At 38.1% G+C, this 15,294-nt stretch carries 14 protein-coding genes and 2 rRNA genes; 14 read left to right on the forward strand and 2 right to left on the reverse strand.

The features are described 5' to 3' along the window. The 5 genes from M3189_RS23040 to tmk form a co-directional block, all read left to right on the forward strand. Positions 1 to 101: ribosomal RNA gene (locus tag M3189_RS23040) — 23S ribosomal RNA — on the forward strand; the annotation flags it as partial. Between the two features lie 79 nt (positions 102 to 180). Further along, a 5S ribosomal RNA gene (rrf, locus tag M3189_RS23045) occupies positions 181 to 296 on the forward strand. Between the two features lie 355 nt (positions 297 to 651). Next, entirely contained in the window at positions 652 to 867 is a 216-nt protein-coding gene (locus M3189_RS23050) for a sigma factor G inhibitor Gin (protein ID WP_251638442.1), read from the forward strand. A 92-nt stretch (positions 868 to 959) separates the two neighbouring features. Further along, positions 960 to 2,402, forward strand: a complete 1,443-nt coding sequence (locus M3189_RS23055; protein ID WP_251638444.1) for an aminotransferase class I/II-fold pyridoxal phosphate-dependent enzyme — start codon at positions 960 to 962, stop codon at positions 2,400 to 2,402. A gap of 27 nt (positions 2,403 to 2,429) precedes the next feature. Continuing rightward, positions 2,430 to 3,053, forward strand: coding sequence for a dTMP kinase (tmk, locus tag M3189_RS23060; RefSeq protein ID WP_251638446.1), 624 nt, complete (start codon positions 2,430 to 2,432; stop codon positions 3,051 to 3,053). A 55-nt stretch (positions 3,054 to 3,108) separates the two neighbouring features. On the opposite strand, the gene M3189_RS23065 is transcribed toward tmk, so the two are convergent. Both M3189_RS23065 and M3189_RS23070 read right to left on the reverse strand, forming a co-directional pair. Beyond that, entirely contained in the window at positions 3,109 to 4,095 is a 987-nt protein-coding gene (locus M3189_RS23065; RefSeq protein ID WP_251638448.1) for a glycoside hydrolase family 43 protein, read from the reverse strand. A gap of 147 nt (positions 4,096 to 4,242) precedes the next feature. After that, positions 4,243 to 5,397, reverse strand: a complete 1,155-nt coding sequence (locus tag M3189_RS23070) for an ROK family transcriptional regulator (protein ID WP_251638450.1) — start codon at positions 5,395 to 5,397, stop codon at positions 4,243 to 4,245. A gap of 147 nt (positions 5,398 to 5,544) precedes the next feature. Here M3189_RS23070 and M3189_RS23075 point away from each other — a divergent pair, with 147 nt between their 5' ends. The 9 genes from M3189_RS23075 to M3189_RS23115 all read left to right on the forward strand — a co-directional run bounded on the left by M3189_RS23075 (position 5,545) and on the right by M3189_RS23115 (position 15,292). Then, positions 5,545 to 6,534, forward strand: a complete 990-nt coding sequence (locus M3189_RS23075) for a Gfo/Idh/MocA family protein (protein WP_251638452.1) — start codon at positions 5,545 to 5,547, stop codon at positions 6,532 to 6,534. A gap of 158 nt (positions 6,535 to 6,692) precedes the next feature. After that, a complete protein-coding gene (xylA, locus tag M3189_RS23080; protein ID WP_251638454.1) occupies positions 6,693 to 8,009 on the forward strand; it encodes a xylose isomerase in 1,317 nt (438 codons plus the stop codon). Between the two features lie 82 nt (positions 8,010 to 8,091). Beyond that, positions 8,092 to 9,591, forward strand: a complete 1,500-nt coding sequence (gene xylB, locus M3189_RS23085; RefSeq protein WP_251638456.1) for a xylulokinase — start codon at positions 8,092 to 8,094, stop codon at positions 9,589 to 9,591. A 142-nt stretch (positions 9,592 to 9,733) separates the two neighbouring features. Then, positions 9,734 to 10,741: an endo-1,4-beta-xylanase gene (locus tag M3189_RS23090; protein WP_251638458.1), complete on the forward strand. Its 1,008-nt coding sequence runs from the start codon at positions 9,734 to 9,736 to the stop codon at positions 10,739 to 10,741. Between the two features lie 87 nt (positions 10,742 to 10,828). Beyond that, a complete protein-coding gene (locus M3189_RS23095) occupies positions 10,829 to 11,674 on the forward strand; it encodes an SDR family oxidoreductase (protein WP_251638459.1) in 846 nt (281 codons plus the stop codon). 40 nt (positions 11,675 to 11,714) lie between these two features. Further along, entirely contained in the window at positions 11,715 to 12,668 is a 954-nt protein-coding gene (locus tag M3189_RS23100) for a sugar kinase (RefSeq protein ID WP_251638461.1), read from the forward strand. Positions 12,669 to 12,682: 14 nt separating this feature from the next. After that, positions 12,683 to 13,327, forward strand: coding sequence for a bifunctional 4-hydroxy-2-oxoglutarate aldolase/2-dehydro-3-deoxy-phosphogluconate aldolase (locus tag M3189_RS23105; RefSeq protein WP_251638463.1), 645 nt, complete (start codon positions 12,683 to 12,685; stop codon positions 13,325 to 13,327). Between the two features lie 51 nt (positions 13,328 to 13,378). Next, complete coding sequence (locus tag M3189_RS23110) at positions 13,379 to 14,173, forward strand: Nif3-like dinuclear metal center hexameric protein (RefSeq protein WP_251638465.1); 795 nt, start codon at positions 13,379 to 13,381, stop codon at positions 14,171 to 14,173. A 147-nt stretch (positions 14,174 to 14,320) separates the two neighbouring features. After that, positions 14,321 to 15,292 carry an ABC transporter permease gene (locus tag M3189_RS23115; protein WP_251638467.1) on the forward strand — a complete coding sequence of 324 codons (972 nt, stop codon included), beginning with the start codon at positions 14,321 to 14,323 and terminating at the stop codon, positions 15,290 to 15,292. Positions 15,293 to 15,294: the final 2 nt, after the last annotated feature.

Here is a 15,294-nt window from a genome sequence, read left to right on the forward strand (position 1 = left end):
GCTAGTAAGAACCCTGAAAGATGATCAGGTTGATAGGTCAGAGGTGGAAGCGTGGTAACATGTGGAGCTGACTGATACTAATCGTTCGAGGACTTAACCAATTTTTAAAGGCAAACTCGTTTTACAACTTCTTCTGAAATTATCTAGTTTTGAGGGAATGAAACCTCAACTCTTTAAGAGTCTGGTAATAATGGCGAGAAGGTCACACCCGTTCCCATACCGAACACGGAAGTTAAGCTTCTCAGCGCCGATGGTAGTTGGGACTTTGTCCCTGTGAGAGTAGGACGTTGCCAGGCAAACGAAGCACAATCTAATAAGGGTTGTGCTTTTTTGTGTTGTCCGTGAGGACAATCATGCCCTCGCAGTGGTTGTTTTAATAAATAAGGTAACGATACCCGATGAATCGTGCCCCTTTAATGGCGATTTTACAAAGTGAGGGGACAATACTATCAAGAATTAACAAAATCAAAAGTAACGCAAGAAAACGTTTTGCGAAACCCCTAATAAAAAAAGTACGAAGTGTTTTACAATAAATCGTTACTAGACATACACCCAAATGCAATTACCAACATAGGATATAACGAGGGATACCCTGATGGAGATAATTCTAAATTTTGTATACAATTACAAAATATCGGGAAGAATAGGTGTATGGAGGTGGTGTGGTTGAGTTCATTAGCACATAGTCATTACCAGGAAACGTGCGTTATTTGTGAAAATCAAAAACCAAAAGGGATACATCTATATACTTCATTTATATGTACAGACTGCGAAGAAGACTTAATTCAAACAGAAACACATGATCCAAAATATAAATACTATCTAAAACAACTTAAAAAAATTACAACACCTGAAATCTTTTCATAAAAGTCCATCCGGACTTTATTTTTTTGCCTAAAAAGGGGTAGGAAACGGCGTTTTTTGTTAAAATGAATAGGACTCTTTTAAGGAGCAAAACGATGAATAAACAAACTAAAATTCCTTTATACGAAGCACTTCATAAACATAAAAGTAATAATCCTATTTCATTACATGTTCCTGGGCATAAAGCTGGAGCTATTCTTCATCAGCACTCACAAGACTCATTTCAGAAACTATTAAAATTTGATGCCACAGAATTATCGTGTTTAGATGATTTACACTCCCCTGAAGGTGCAATAAAAGAGGCACAGGAGCTCTTAGCAGCACTTTATCAGGTAGAGGAGAGCTTTTTCTTAGTCAATGGATCAACCGTGGGCAATCTAGCCATGATTTTGTCAGTTTGTAAAAAAGATGATGTCGTTCTCGTACAAAGAAATTGCCATAAATCGGTTTTAAATGCTCTAAAACTAGCAAAAGCCCGCCCAGTGTTCTTAGAACCAGAATATAATCTAGAGTGGAAGAGTGCAACAGGTGTGTCCAAGGAAACAGTTGAAAGGGCTATTTCTCTTTATCCAGAAGCAAAGGCAATTGTCCTAACCTACCCGAATTACTATGGAATGGTGTATGATTTAAAAAGTGTTATAGAGCTAGCACATGCTCATAATATTCCTGTTTTGGCAGATGAAGCACATGGTCCTCATTTTATTATTGGAGAGCCATTCCCAGCCTCTGCTATTCAATTAGGGGCTGATATGGTTGTCCAATCAGCACATAAAACCCTTCCTGCCATGACAATGGGTTCATATTTACATATAAACAGCAAACGCATTAACAGTGAGATAGTGAAAGAGTACTTGCAAATGCTACAGTCAAGCAGTCCATCATACGTTATTATGGCTTCACTTGACCTAGCGAGAAATTATTTAGCAACCTATCAGTCTAGCGATTTGAAATACCTGCAAAATGAAATATCACACTTTAAAAAAGAGCTGTCTACGATTCAATGTATAAAGGTATTGGATTATCCAGACTCAAAAGGGGACACATTAAAGGTAACCATACAGTCAAGGTCAAAGTTAAGCGGATTTGATCTTCAAAAAAAACTAGAAGAGATAGGCATTTATACAGAACTGGCCGATGCTTATAATGTGTTATTGATTCTTCCATTATTGAAGAAGAATCAAGACTATCCACTTGTAGATGTGTGCTGGAGAATGAAAGAGCTGTTAGAAAATATACCCTATCGCCCAGTAAAAGAGGAATTTCTCATTAGCTCTGGCAATATTTCAGAATTGACAATTCCTTATGAAAGGCTATCCAGTATTCAAAAGGAGGCAATATCTATTACAGAAGCGGCAGGGCATGTTTGCGCTGAGACAATTACACCCTATCCGCCTGGTATTCCCTTATTATTAATGGGGGAGTTCATTACAGTGGAAAAAATCAATCAGCTTATCCAACTTACGGAAATGGGAGCAAGATTTCAAGGAGGAGCCCTCCTTGATAAAAGGTTGATTAATGTGGTTAAAACAAGCAGCTAAATCGAAAAAATGATTGGAGCAATTTACATGAGTTACTTCATTACCCTCGAAGGTGTCGAAGGGTCCGGCAAGTCAACCTTAATGAATTTCATCCGAGATTCTATTGAAAGCAATGGAAAAAAGGTAGTTGTCACAAGAGAGCCAGGAGGTATTGATATAGCTGAACAGATTCGTTCAGTTATTTTAGATAAAAAGAATACTAAAATGGATGGCAGAACAGAAGCCCTGCTTTATGCTGCTGCAAGAAGACAGCATTTAGTAGAAAAGGTAATACCATCACTTCATGAAGGCTATATTGTATTATGTGATCGATTTCTCGATAGCAGCCTAGCTTATCAGGGATATGCAAGAGGGTTAGGTATCAATGAGGTCTATTCCATAAATAAATTTGCCATTGAAGATTTATTGCCTGATTTAACTTTGTACTTAGATTTAGATCCTCAAATTGGATTAAATCGAATTGCAAAAAATAAAGGGCGAGAAATAAACAGATTAGATTTAGAGGAAATAGATTTTCATGTTAAAGTCCGGGAAGGCTATGAAGAAGTATTGAAGATGTTCCCAGAAAGAATGGTTAGAATAGATGCAAATCAAGACATTGGAAAGGTTATGGCCGATATCAATGAGGTATTAGTAGAGAGACTGAAATAGCAGTCTCATATATAGTAAAAGGCAGGCTTCAAAAATGAGCCTGCCTTTTTAATGTTTATTTATCTTCGTATGGATCAATCGTTTGAATCGTTCCATCTTCGTTATATTTGAGTTCAGTATACTTAACAGAGCGCTTATGGTTGACACCATCTGATAATGAGCAATCGTGATAGAACAGGTACCACTTATCGTTAAACTCAACAATTGAATGATGTGTAGTCCAGCCGATTACAGGGGTAAGAATTGTACCTTTGAATGTAAAAGGACCTTGTGGATTTTCACTAACAGCATAAACAATTTTATGCGTTGTACCAGTTGAGTAAGATAGATAGTAAAGACCATTGTATTTATGAACCCATGGGCCTTCAAAATATCTGCGATCCTCATCAGCTGCTAGAATCGGATTGCCGTCTTCATCTACGATGGAAATTTCCTTTGGTTCACTCTTAAATGTAAGCATATCGTCGCTTAATTCAGCTACGATGGGCCCTAAAGCAGGAGCTGATGGTGCTGGACCTTCAGCATCTGGAATAAAGGTTCTAGTCTGCCATTTTTCCAGTTGACCTCCCCAAAGACCGCCAAAATACATATAAGCTCTTTCATCATTATCCACTAACACAGCAGGGTCAATGCTAAAGCTCCCTGGAATGTAATTTTCCTCTGGTGTAAAAGGTCCTGCAGGATTTGAACTTGTTGCGACACCAATTCGGAAAATACCATCATGGTCTCTTGCTGGGAAGTATAAGTAATACATGTTGTTTTTGTAGGCAGCATCCGGTGCCCACATTTGTTTAGATGCCCATGGAACATCTTTTACGTGAAGCGCTTCCCCGTGGTCGACAACAGGAGAGTTAGCATCATCCATAGATAGGACATGATAGTCTTCCATCTTATACTGGTCACCATTATCATTAGAAGGCTCATCATGATCAAGGTCGTGTGAAGGATAGATATAAAGCTTTCCTTCAAAGACATGTGCAGAAGGATCTGCTGTATAAATATGAGTAACTAAAGGTTCATTAGGTTTTGAATTTTTCATCATCATATCTCTCCAATAGCTAGTTTGATACTTTCGGTTTTATTATAACTGAAGTTGATTACTTTGTATATCCAATCAACTAACATTTTTTATAGGACGCTCTAATATTGAAAAATAAACACCCCTGCTTTCTTAGCAAGGGTGTAGTATTTAGGAGGATTTTACTTCTTCTTTGATGAACTTCTCCACAACAAAGGCCGATACACCTAATGATGTTGAGTATTTCCCGAGTTTTGGAAAGTCCAAATGCATTTCTTTTTGGTGGTGCGCGAGTGTATGGTTTTCAATCGTAGTTCGAATTGGCTGCTCAATCCATTGTCTTGCTAAAGCTAACCGGTTACCCAAGATTACCTGATCAGGGTTAAAGGTGTTAATAATGTTATTTATCCCATACCCTAGGTAAGTTCCAATTTCTCTAAAAAGCCTCTGAGCGGTTTCATCATGGTTTTCTGCTAACTCGATTAATAACTCGAGTGAATCACTGTTAGCCAACTCTAACAGTGCGTTTTCAGAAGCATATGCTTCCCAACATCCTCTGCTGCCACAACTGCAAGGCTTTCCATTGATATCAATAATCATATGTCCCATTTCACCTGAAAAGCCATTTTTACCTTGAAATAATTCCTTGTTTAAAATAATCCCGACACCTATACCAATTCCAGCACTGATATAAAGAATGTTTTGGAAGTCTTGACCTGCACCGAATTGTTGTTCACCAAATGCCCCAGCATTTGCCTCATTTTCAATAATGACAGGTAGATTGAATAAATCCTCAAGGTCTTTTTTTAACTGAATGTTGGTCCATCCTAAGTTTGGAGCAAGAAGGATAGAACCCTGTTTGTTGACAATCCCTGGGACACCTACTCCTATACCGACTATTCCATACCGGCTAGCAGGCATTTCAGCGATAATCGATTGAATCATACTCTGTATGATGGTCATGATTGTAGGATAAGGGGTGCGTTTTACTGATTGGTTTTTTTCAATTAGAATATTGCCCTTTAAATCAGTCAAAATACATAAAACATAGTTTACCCCGATGTCAATTCCAACAGCATATCCCGCAACTTTATTGAAATGAAGGATTACAGGGCGACGTCCACCACTTGATTCCCCTGGTCCTGATTCATAAATAAGATCTTCTTCTAATAATTCATTTACTAAAGAAGAAACAGTTGCCTTATGCAAACCAGATACTTGAGCTATATCTGCCCTTGAGATTGGTTCTTTTTCCATAATTAACTGTAATACGAGGGCTTTATTATTTTTTTTAACTATTTGTTGGTTCCATGACATGGTTTCCATTAGTAGACTCCTTATTTGGTAGTACAATTATCTTATCATAATCTTTGTTTGTTGGATATACAAAGATACAAGCATAGTGATATACTATATTTGGTTTGTCCTTATTAATGCATTAATTATACATACATTATGGAAGGAAAGATGGATATGGAAAAGGTCCGATGGGGAGTTTTGAGTACAGCAGGAATTGCTCAAACACAGGTAATTCCGGCAATTTTACGTTCAGATTATGCAGAACTTATTGGGATTGCCAGCAGGGGAGAGAAAGCAAGGGATGTTGCAGAGGTTTTTTCTATTCCTTATTATTATGAATCCTATGGGGATCTTCTTAGAAACCAAGAGATTGATGCTGTATACATACCGCTTCCGAATCATATACATAAGGAATGGGCAATTGAAGCAGCAAAGTGTGGAAAACACATCCTTATTGAAAAACCAATTGCCTTAACATCAGAAGAAACAGAGGAAATTATTGACGTTTGTGACAGTAATAACGTTAAATTTATGGAAGCTTTTATGTATCAATTCCATCCACAACATAAGCAGGTCAAAGAAATCATTGCATCTGGAGAGATTGGAGAAGTTAAATTCTTGCGGGCATGTTTTTCTTTCCTTTTAGAAGATAGGAAAGAGAATATCAGGATGAACAAGGAAATGGGAGGAGGTAGTATATACGATATAGGCAGTTACTGTATACATGCTATTCGTAACATTACTGGGTCTGAGCCCGTTCAGGTTGAAGCATTTGCAGAACTAGATCCGGAGTCTGGTATCGATTTATCTTCCATTGTCTATATGAAAATGGAAAATGGAGTCAGCTGTGTATTTGATTGCAGTTTTGATATGTGTTTTAGACAAGAATATGAAATTATTGGATCAAAGGGCAGGATTACTGTACCGGGTGCTTATCGTCCTGATGTCATTGGTAATGAGGGAGTGATTCTCATACAGTCAGAGCAGGGGCAGCGGACTGAAATTGTTGACGGTGATCAATATAAATTACAAATTGATCATTTTTCACAAGCGATTAAAGAAGACTTTCAACCCGTTTATACAGCAGAAAATACGCTTAAAAATATGCGTGTTATTGACGCCTGTTACAAATCAATAGAAAATAGACGGGCAATAGGGGTTTAAAAATTTATAAAAAAATCTTTGTTTATTGAATAGACAAACAAAGTTCGCGGTGCTATAATCTACTTAAGCAAGAGTTTTAGTTCAAAAGATTATTAGTCTTTTGTAAGCATTTACATTATTAAACTAAAAACCATTAATCTTATAGGAGGAATAACCACATGGCTTATTTCGAAAACGTAAATAAAATTCAATTTGAGGGTGCTTCATCAACAAATCCTTTTGCATTTAAGTACTATAATCCTGAGGAAGTTATCAATGGAAAAACAATGGAGGAACTTCTTCGTTTCTCTGTTGCTTACTGGCACACATTTAATGCTGATGGAACAGATCCATTTGGTGTAGGTACAGCTCAACGTTCATGGGATCGCTTTTCAGGTTTAGATTTAGCAAAAGCGCGTGTTGAAGCAGCGTTTGAACTTTTTGAGAAACTAAATGTTCCTTTCTTCGCTTTCCATGACGTTGATATTGCTCCAGAAGGAAGTACTTTAGCAGAATCAAACGAAAATCAAGATGTTATCGTATCAATGATTAAAGATTACATGAAAACAAGCAAGACAAAATTACTTTGGAACACAGCTAACATGTTCTCTAACCCACGCTATGTTCACGGTGCGGCGACTTCTCCAAATGCAGATGTGTTTGCTTATTCTGCAGCAAAGGTTAAAAAAGCATTAGAAGTAGCAAAAGAACTTGGCGCAGAAAACTATGTATTCTGGGGCGGTCGTGAAGGGTACGAAACACTACTAAATACAGACATGAAGCTTGAACAAGACAATTTAGCACGTTTCTTCCATATGGCAGTAGATTATGCTAAAGAAATTGGCTTAAATGTTCCATTCTTAATCGAGCCAAAACCAAAAGAGCCTACAAAGCATCAATATGATTTCGATGTGGCTACTGGTCTAGCATTCTTACAAAAATACAATTTAACAGACTACTTCAAATTCAATATTGAAGCAAACCATGCTACTTTAGCTGGTCACACATTCGAGCACGAGTTAAGAACTGCTCGTATTAACGGAATGTTAGGATCTGTTGATGCTAACCAAGGTGATACATTACTTGGCTGGGATACAGATGAGTTCCCGACTGACCTTTACTCTAACACATTAGCTATGTATGAAATTCTGAAAAATGGCGGTCTAGGAAAAGGCGGCTTGAACTTCGACTCAAAAGTAAGAAGAGGTTCATTCGAAGCAGAAGATCTATTCCATGCACACATTGCTGGTATGGATGCATTTGCCATCGGATTAAAGGTTGCGAACAAGCTTATTGAGGATAAAGCTTTAGATAGTTTTGTTGAAGAACGCTATAGCAGCTATACTAATGGAATCGGCCTAGATATTGTTGAAGGCAAAACAAACTTCCATGAATTAGAGAAATATGCTCTTCAATTAACAGAAATCAAGAACACATCAGGCAGAACAGAACGCCTGAAAGCTACAATTAATCAGTATCTATTACAAACACTTTAAATTGTAATAGTATAATCTATAAACTAAAAAAAGTGCTGGCGGCTATTACTCCAGCGCTTTTTTTGAAAAAAGGATGATAGAGATGAAATACGTAATTGGTGTTGACCTCGGTACGAGTGCTGTAAAAATATTGCTTGTCAATCAGAATGGTGAAGTTTGCCATGAAGTATCAAAATCATATCCGCTTATTATTGAAAAATCTAGCTATAGTGAACAAAATCCAGAAGAATGGGTTGAAAAAACGAAGGCGGGACTAGCGGAACTGATTCAGCAGTTCAATGGGGATGTAAACGATATTGAGGGCATCAGCTTTTCTGGCCAAATGCACGGCTTAGTTCTATTAGATGAAAATAACAAAGTAGTTAGAAATGCCATTTTATGGAATGATACCAGAACCACAAAGCAGTGTCAGGAAATCTATGATGTTGTTGGCAGAGAGCGTTTATTAGAGGTAACGAAAAACCCTGCGTTAGAGGGATTTACTTTACCAAAAATTCTTTGGGTAAAAGAAAACGAGCCAGAACTTTTCAAACGTGCTAGCGTGTTTATGCTTCCAAAGGATTATTTGCGCTATCGACTTACAGGAAACATCCATATGGAGTACTCCGATGCGGCAGGAACACTTTTGTTAAACGTTGCAGAACGTGAATGGAGCGGAGAAATTTTAGAGGCGTTCGGTCTTTCCGCTGATTTCTGCCCGCCATTAGTAGAATCACATGCATTAGTGGGAACGGTTACAGCTGAATTCGCCCGAGAATCAGGATTATCAGAAGCTACCAAGGTATTTGCTGGAGGCGCGGACAATGCTTGTGGTGCGATTGGATCCGGTATTTTAGTAGAAGGAAAAACGTTAGCAAGTATCGGTACCTCTGGTGTTGTTCTTTCTTATGAAGAAAGAAATGACCTTGATTTTGAAGGAAAGGTACATTACTTTAACCATGGTGAGGAAAATGCTTACTATACAATGGGTGTAACCTTAGCTGCCGGCTACAGTTTAAGTTGGTTTAAAGATACGTTTGCAAAGGAAGAAGCGTTTGATCAATTTTTAGCAGGAGTGGAAGAAGTACCTGCAGGCAGCAACGGCTTATTATTTACGCCATATATGGTAGGCGAAAGAACACCGCATGCAGATTCTAATATTCGCGCTAGCTTTATTGGTGTGGATGCATCTCATGAGCGGAAGCACTTTGCTCGTGCGGTCCTTGAAGGAATTACGTTCTCTTTAAATGAATCAATTGAGATTTTTAGAAGCAGCGGCAAGAAGATTGATTCCATTATCTCAATCGGTGGCGGTGCGAAAAACGACACTTGGCTGCAAATGCAAGCGGATATTTTTAATGCGAAAATTGAAAAACTTACAAGTGAGCAAGGTCCAGGAATGGGTGCGGCGATGCTAGCGGCGTATGGCTGCGGTTGGTATCCTTCTTTAAAAGAATGTGCAGAACACTTTATTCAGACTGCCAAAGTCTATTATCCAATTAAAGAAAACGTCGAAACGTATACAAAGCTTTTTAATGTTTATCAACAAGTATACACACAAACAAAGGTGTTGAATGACCAATTAAAGGAATTTAGAAAGTAACAGGCGGGATTATCTTACGGTATGGACGCCGGAAAAATGATAGAAAAATAGAAGTATTTTAACCCCTTAGAAAGATTTTTGGGCTCAAGGGGTATTTTTTTTATAAACTACTTTAATTATTCAATTATAAGGAGATGTATAAATGACAACTCAAACAAGTGTGAAAGTTCCTTCCTTGAAGAAAGTATATGAAAATTATTTTGACATTGGTGCAGCTGTTAACCTCCATACAATAGTGACACAACAACCTTTATTAGCTCAGCACTTTAATAGTATTACTGCAGAGAATGATATGAAATTTGAAAACATACAGCCACTTGAAGGTCAATTTACCTTTGAAAGAGCTGACGAATTGGCGGCATTTGCAAAGAAAAATGGAATGAGGATGCGCGGACATACATTGGTATGGCATAATCAGACTCCTGATTGGGTCTTTCAAGATGCTAATGGTAAACAGGTTGATAGAGAAACCCTGTTACAGCGGTTGAAAAATCATATTAATGTCGTAATGGAAAGATATAAGGGAACCATTTACTGCTGGGATGTTGTAAATGAGGCAGTAACCGATGAAGGACCTGAATTGTATAGATCGACAAAGTGGTTAGAAATTATCGGTGAGGATTATATTGAAAAGGCATTTGAATTTGCCCATGAAGCAGACCCTGAGGCTCTACTTTTTTACAATGATTATAATGAGTCCGATCCACAAAAACGTGAAAAAATCTATAAGCTTGTTAAATCATTAGTTGATAAGGGTGTTCCGGTTCACGGCGTAGGGCTCCAAGCTCATTGGAAATTAGTAAATCCAAGTCTAGAAGAAATTCGTACAGCAATTGAACGCTATGCATCTCTAGGTCTAAAGCTCCATCTTACAGAGCTAGATGTGTCTGTTTTTAACCATGAAGATAAGCGGACTGACCTAACGGAGCCAACTTCCGAAATGCTAGATTTACAGGCTGAAAGATATCATCAAGTCTTTCATTTGCTTAGAGAATATCAGGACTCTATCACTTCTGTAACCTTTTGGGGAGCGGCTGATGATTATACGTGGTTAAGTGATTTTCCTGTTAAAGGAAGAAAAAATTGGCCATTTCTCTTTGACGAAAAACATCAACCTAAAGACTCCTTCTGGAAGGTTGTCCAATTTTAGTAACCGTAGATTATAGTGAGGAGATAACAGTGTTATGCTGGTTTCTCTGAAAAATCAAGTAAGAGAACGAGAAGGGAGAATAACAGAATGTTACCATTGAATCAAAATTTAAAGGGTAAAGTGGCTGTTGTTACAGGTGGCGGTGGAGTTTTATGCGGCTGTATGGCCAAAGAACTCGGAAGACAGGGTATGAAAGTGGCTATTTTAAACCGTACCTTTGAGAAAGCTGTAAAGGTTGTAGATGAAATCAAGGCAGCAGGCGGAGAGGCACTTGCAATTGAATGTGATGTATTAAGTGTTGAAAGTGTGAAACGAGCGGAGGAAATCGTTTCAGCAGAATATGGCAGCTGTGATGTCTTAATTAATGGTGCTGGCGGGAATCATCCTAATGGAATCACAACAAAGGAAATCTTTGAAAAAGGTGACCTTAACACTGCTGAGTTAACAACCTTTTTTGATATGACGCCGGAGGGATTTGGATTTGTCTTCAATTTAAATTTTATTGGAACACTTATTCCTACACAAGTATTTGCGAAAAACATGATTGAAAACCAAGGGACTATCATTAATATCTCATCGATGAGTGCCCCAAGTCCAATGACAAAGGTACCGGCTTATAGTGCAGCGAAGTCAGCGATTGAGAATTTTACAAAATGGCTATCGGTTCATTTTGCTGAAGCTGGTCTACGCGTAAATGCGATTGCACCTGGTTTCTTCTTAACAGAACAAAATCGTGCGCTTTTGACAAATCCAGATGGAACCAATACAGAAAGAACCAACAAAATTCTAGCAGGTACTCCAATGAGAAGATTAGGAAAACCAGAAGATTTACTCGGTACTTTATTATGGCTTGTTGACAAAGAGTCTAGCGGTTTTGTCACTGGAATAAGTGTCCCAGTGGATGGCGGATTTATGGCTTATTCAGGAGTATAAAAGTAAGAATTCCTTGTAAGAAATTTGGAGGAGAGTATACATGGATGTTGTGACAATTGGAGAAACAATGGTTCTTTTCACTCCACAGTCTTCGCCCCTCATGAGGTATGCTGAAACATTTTCAAAACATTTCGGTGGTGCTGAAACAAACGTTGCCATAGGATTAACTAGATTGGGTCACCAAGCAGGGTGGATTAGTAAAGTAGGAAATGATGAATTCGGGCGTGCAATGCTTGCCTTTATACGTGGAGAAGGTGTAGACATTAGTCAAGTCAAAGTGGATGCCGATGCACCAACTGGGATGTACTTTAAAGAGATTAGAAGCAGCAACCAAGTCCGTGTTCAATACTATCGAAAGGGTTCAGCAGCAAGTATGTTAGACCCTTTAGATTTAGACGAAAAATATATAGCGAATGCAAAATACTTACATGTGACCGGCATTACACCGGCTCTAAGTGAATCTTGTTATCAAACTGTATTAAAGGCAATTTCCATCGCTAAAAAAAATGGCGTAAAGGTTGTTTTTGATCCAAATTTACGAAGGAAACTTTGGTCAGAGGATCAGGCGAGAAAGGTTTTATTAGAAATTGCCTCCTTAAGCGATATTGTTCTTCCTGGAAAGGATGAAGGTTTCTTTTTGTTTGGTGTGGAAGACCCTGAAACATTAGGGGAGCTATTTTTACAAAATGGTTCGTCAGTGGTTGTCCTTAAACTCGGGGCAGAGGGTGCTTTTTATTTCACTCAATCTGAACGGAAAATGATACCTGGGTATCCAGTCGATAAAGTTGTCGACCCAGTCGGTGCTGGAGATGCTTTTGCTGCAGGGTTTCTTTCTGGTTTACTAAATGGACTACAACTTGATAAGGCTGTAGACAAAGCAAACGGAGTTGGGGCTATGGTGACAATGATACCTGGTGATTTTGAAGGATTACCAGATAGTGAGGAGCTTTATGCCTTTATGCAGGCTTCTGATACAGAGGATGTAATTAGATAGAGAGGAAGATACGTATGAGTCTTTTACAAGAAATAATCGATAGTGGAGTTGTTGCGGTGATTCGTGGTGCGAAGTCGGATAGTATTATCCCAATTGCTGAATCATTACTTGCAGGTGGTGTAAATGCCCTTGAAATTACTGCTGAAACGCCAGGTGCCTTACAACTAATTGAAAAGGTTTCCGTGGCATTTGGAGATAAGGTAATTGCCGGAGCAGGGACTGTTCTCGATCCAGAGACGGCTAGAATTGCTATTATGCATGGTGCAAAATTTATATTTTCTCCAACTATTAATATCGAAACAATTAAAATGACAAAAAGATATGGTGTCATTAGTGTACCGGGAGCAATGACTCCAACTGAGATTTTATCAGGATATGAGAATGGTGCAGATGTCATTAAGGTCTTTCCAGCCAATATTCTGGGCCCTAATTATTTAAAAGATGTCCATGGTCCGCTTCCACAAATACCGTTAATGCCTACAGGTGGGATCGATATCGAAAATACTGCAAGCTACATAAGAGCAGGTGCAGTTGCAGTTGGGGTTGGCAGCACGCTTGTGAATACAAAGGAAGAAATGACGGATGCATATTTCAATAACTTAAGGGAAAAGGCAATTAGGTTTGTTGAGCAAGTACAGCTTGCTAGAAAAGCTGATTGATCCCAGTAAGGTAAAAGGGGAAAATGATGCTACTGTGAAAGGGTGAACAGCATGCCAATAACGGTTCAAAATGTCATCGATAAATTATTGGAACCAATCGACAGTATTCAGAATACTGTCGATACCCTTTTGTCTGGTAATCCAGCACTAGAAGTAAAGGGGATAGCCACTGCATTTATGGCAACACAGCAGGTAATTGAACAAGCGATAGCCTTGGGTGCGAACTTGTTGATAACCCATGAAGGGATATACTTTAGCCATCATGACAATGAAAAATCCTTGGAGAATGATCCGATATATAATGATAAAAGCAGGCTAATTAACGATTCTGGTCTTGCAATCTTCCGTTTTCATGATCATTGGCACAAGTGTAAACCAGATGGCATTATGGCTGGTTTGATTCAAGAACTGAATTGGCAATCGTACGTTGTAGAAAATCAGCCAGCAGCCACCATTCTAAGTATTCCACAAATGACAGTAGGCGAAATATCTGCATATATAAAGAAATTGTTAGGAATTCAGTATTTACGGTTCTCAGGAGATTTATCGATGAATTGTACACGTATCGGGCTCTTAGCTGGTTATAGAGGCGGGGGAGGTTTATGTATCCCACTTTATGAAAAGGAAGATTTAGATTTGATTATTTACGGTGAAGGACCAGAATGGGAAACACCTGAATATGTAAGGGATGCTAATTATCAGGGGAGGCAAAAGAACCTTATTGTTCTTGGACATGCAGAAAGTGAAGAACCTGGAATGAACTATCTAGCAGAATGGATAAGAACAATCTTTCCTAGTATTCCAACCCATTTTATAAAGGTAGAGCAAGCATTAAAGGTTCTATAAGAAAAAAATTTTTATTTATCTGGAACCGTTTGCAAAGAGCGAAATATGTGATAGAATTTATTTAAACTTAGTTTATTCAGTTAACAAACTAAGATTTACCAGTATACAAAATTAATATTATAATTGAAACTTCTAGGGGGGAATCGTATGAAACCAGCGGTTCAGGTACAGAAAACAGCACAAAATATCGTGCTGCCGGACCTCAACGTCAAAACGCGAACTAAAATTCTCACAGTACTTAAAAAAGATTGGCAGCTTTATTCCTTACTTGTTTTACCAGTCATTTACCTACTAGTCTTTAAATATCTCCCAATGCTTGGAAATATTATTGCCTTTAGAAGATTCATACCAGGGGGAAGTATTTTTGGAGAGGAATGGGTAGGAATACAATACATTCAAATGTTTATTAATGACCCAACCTTTTGGCATGTATTTAGAAATACTCTTACAATTAGTAGTTTGACATTACTCTTCTGTTTTCCGGCACCAATAATCTTTGCATTGTTATTAAATGAATTAACATCAAAGAAATTTAAAAAATTTGTACAAACAGTTTCTTATTTACCTCATTTCTTGTCAATGGTTATCATCGCAGGAATGGTTCTACAAATTACAGCTGGAAACGGACCAATTAACGCTCTTATCACATCACTAGGTGGAGAGCCAATCTACTTTATCCAGGAGGCTAGTTGGTTTAGAGGTATCTATGTTACATCAGAGATGTGGCAGGGAATGGGATGGGGAGCAATTCTTTATCTTGCAGCCTTAACCAATATCGATGAATCTTTGTATGAAGCAGCAAAAATTGATGGAGCAAACAGATGGAAGCAGACCATCCATATTACGATTCCTGGTATTCTTCCAACAATTGTTACATTGCTTGTACTAAATATTGGTTCTTTAATGGCTGTTGGATTTGAAAAAGTATTACTTTTATACAATCCATTAAACTATGAAACAGCTGACGTAATTTCTACTTATCTATATCGTATCGGTTTGGAATCTAGTAACTTTAGCTATGCAACCGCAATCGGATTATTCGAAGCATTGATTGGTCTAACGTTGGTTTTATCAGCTAATGCCATTTCTAGAAAACTTACTGATAGCAGTTTGTGGTAAAG

The organism is Neobacillus niacini, from assembly GCF_023715415.1.
In the GTDB taxonomy this organism is placed as follows: Bacteria; Bacillota; Bacilli; order Bacillales; family Cytobacillaceae; genus Neobacillus; species Neobacillus niacini_C.

Excerpts from the sequence above, each read along its gene's own strand:
- xylA (WP_251638454.1), top strand. The coding sequence starts at position 6,693 with ATGGCTTATTTCGAAAACGTAAATAAAATTCAATTTGAGGGTGCTTCA.
- M3189_RS23075 (WP_251638452.1), top strand. The coding sequence starts at position 5,545 with ATGGAAAAGGTCCGATGGGGAGTTTTGAGTACAGCAGGAATTGCTCAA.
- M3189_RS23090 (WP_251638458.1), top strand. The coding sequence starts at position 9,734 with ATGACAACTCAAACAAGTGTGAAAGTTCCTTCCTTGAAGAAAGTATAT.
- M3189_RS23110 (WP_251638465.1), top strand. The coding sequence starts at position 13,379 with ATGCCAATAACGGTTCAAAATGTCATCGATAAATTATTGGAACCAATC.
- xylB (WP_251638456.1), top strand. The coding sequence starts at position 8,092 with ATGAAATACGTAATTGGTGTTGACCTCGGTACGAGTGCTGTAAAAATA.
- M3189_RS23095 (WP_251638459.1), top strand. The coding sequence starts at position 10,829 with ATGTTACCATTGAATCAAAATTTAAAGGGTAAAGTGGCTGTTGTTACA.
- M3189_RS23050 (WP_251638442.1), top strand. The coding sequence starts at position 652 with ATGGAGGTGGTGTGGTTGAGTTCATTAGCACATAGTCATTACCAGGAA.
- tmk (WP_251638446.1), top strand. The coding sequence starts at position 2,430 with ATGAGTTACTTCATTACCCTCGAAGGTGTCGAAGGGTCCGGCAAGTCA.
- M3189_RS23055 (WP_251638444.1), top strand. The coding sequence starts at position 960 with ATGAATAAACAAACTAAAATTCCTTTATACGAAGCACTTCATAAACAT.
- M3189_RS23070 (WP_251638450.1), bottom strand. The coding sequence starts at position 5,397 with ATGGAAACCATGTCATGGAACCAACAAATAGTTAAAAAAAATAATAAA.
- M3189_RS23065 (WP_251638448.1), bottom strand. The coding sequence starts at position 4,095 with ATGATGAAAAATTCAAAACCTAATGAACCTTTAGTTACTCATATTTAT.
- M3189_RS23105 (WP_251638463.1), top strand. The coding sequence starts at position 12,683 with ATGAGTCTTTTACAAGAAATAATCGATAGTGGAGTTGTTGCGGTGATT.
- M3189_RS23100 (WP_251638461.1), top strand. The coding sequence starts at position 11,715 with ATGGATGTTGTGACAATTGGAGAAACAATGGTTCTTTTCACTCCACAG.
- M3189_RS23115 (WP_251638467.1), top strand. The coding sequence starts at position 14,321 with ATGAAACCAGCGGTTCAGGTACAGAAAACAGCACAAAATATCGTGCTG.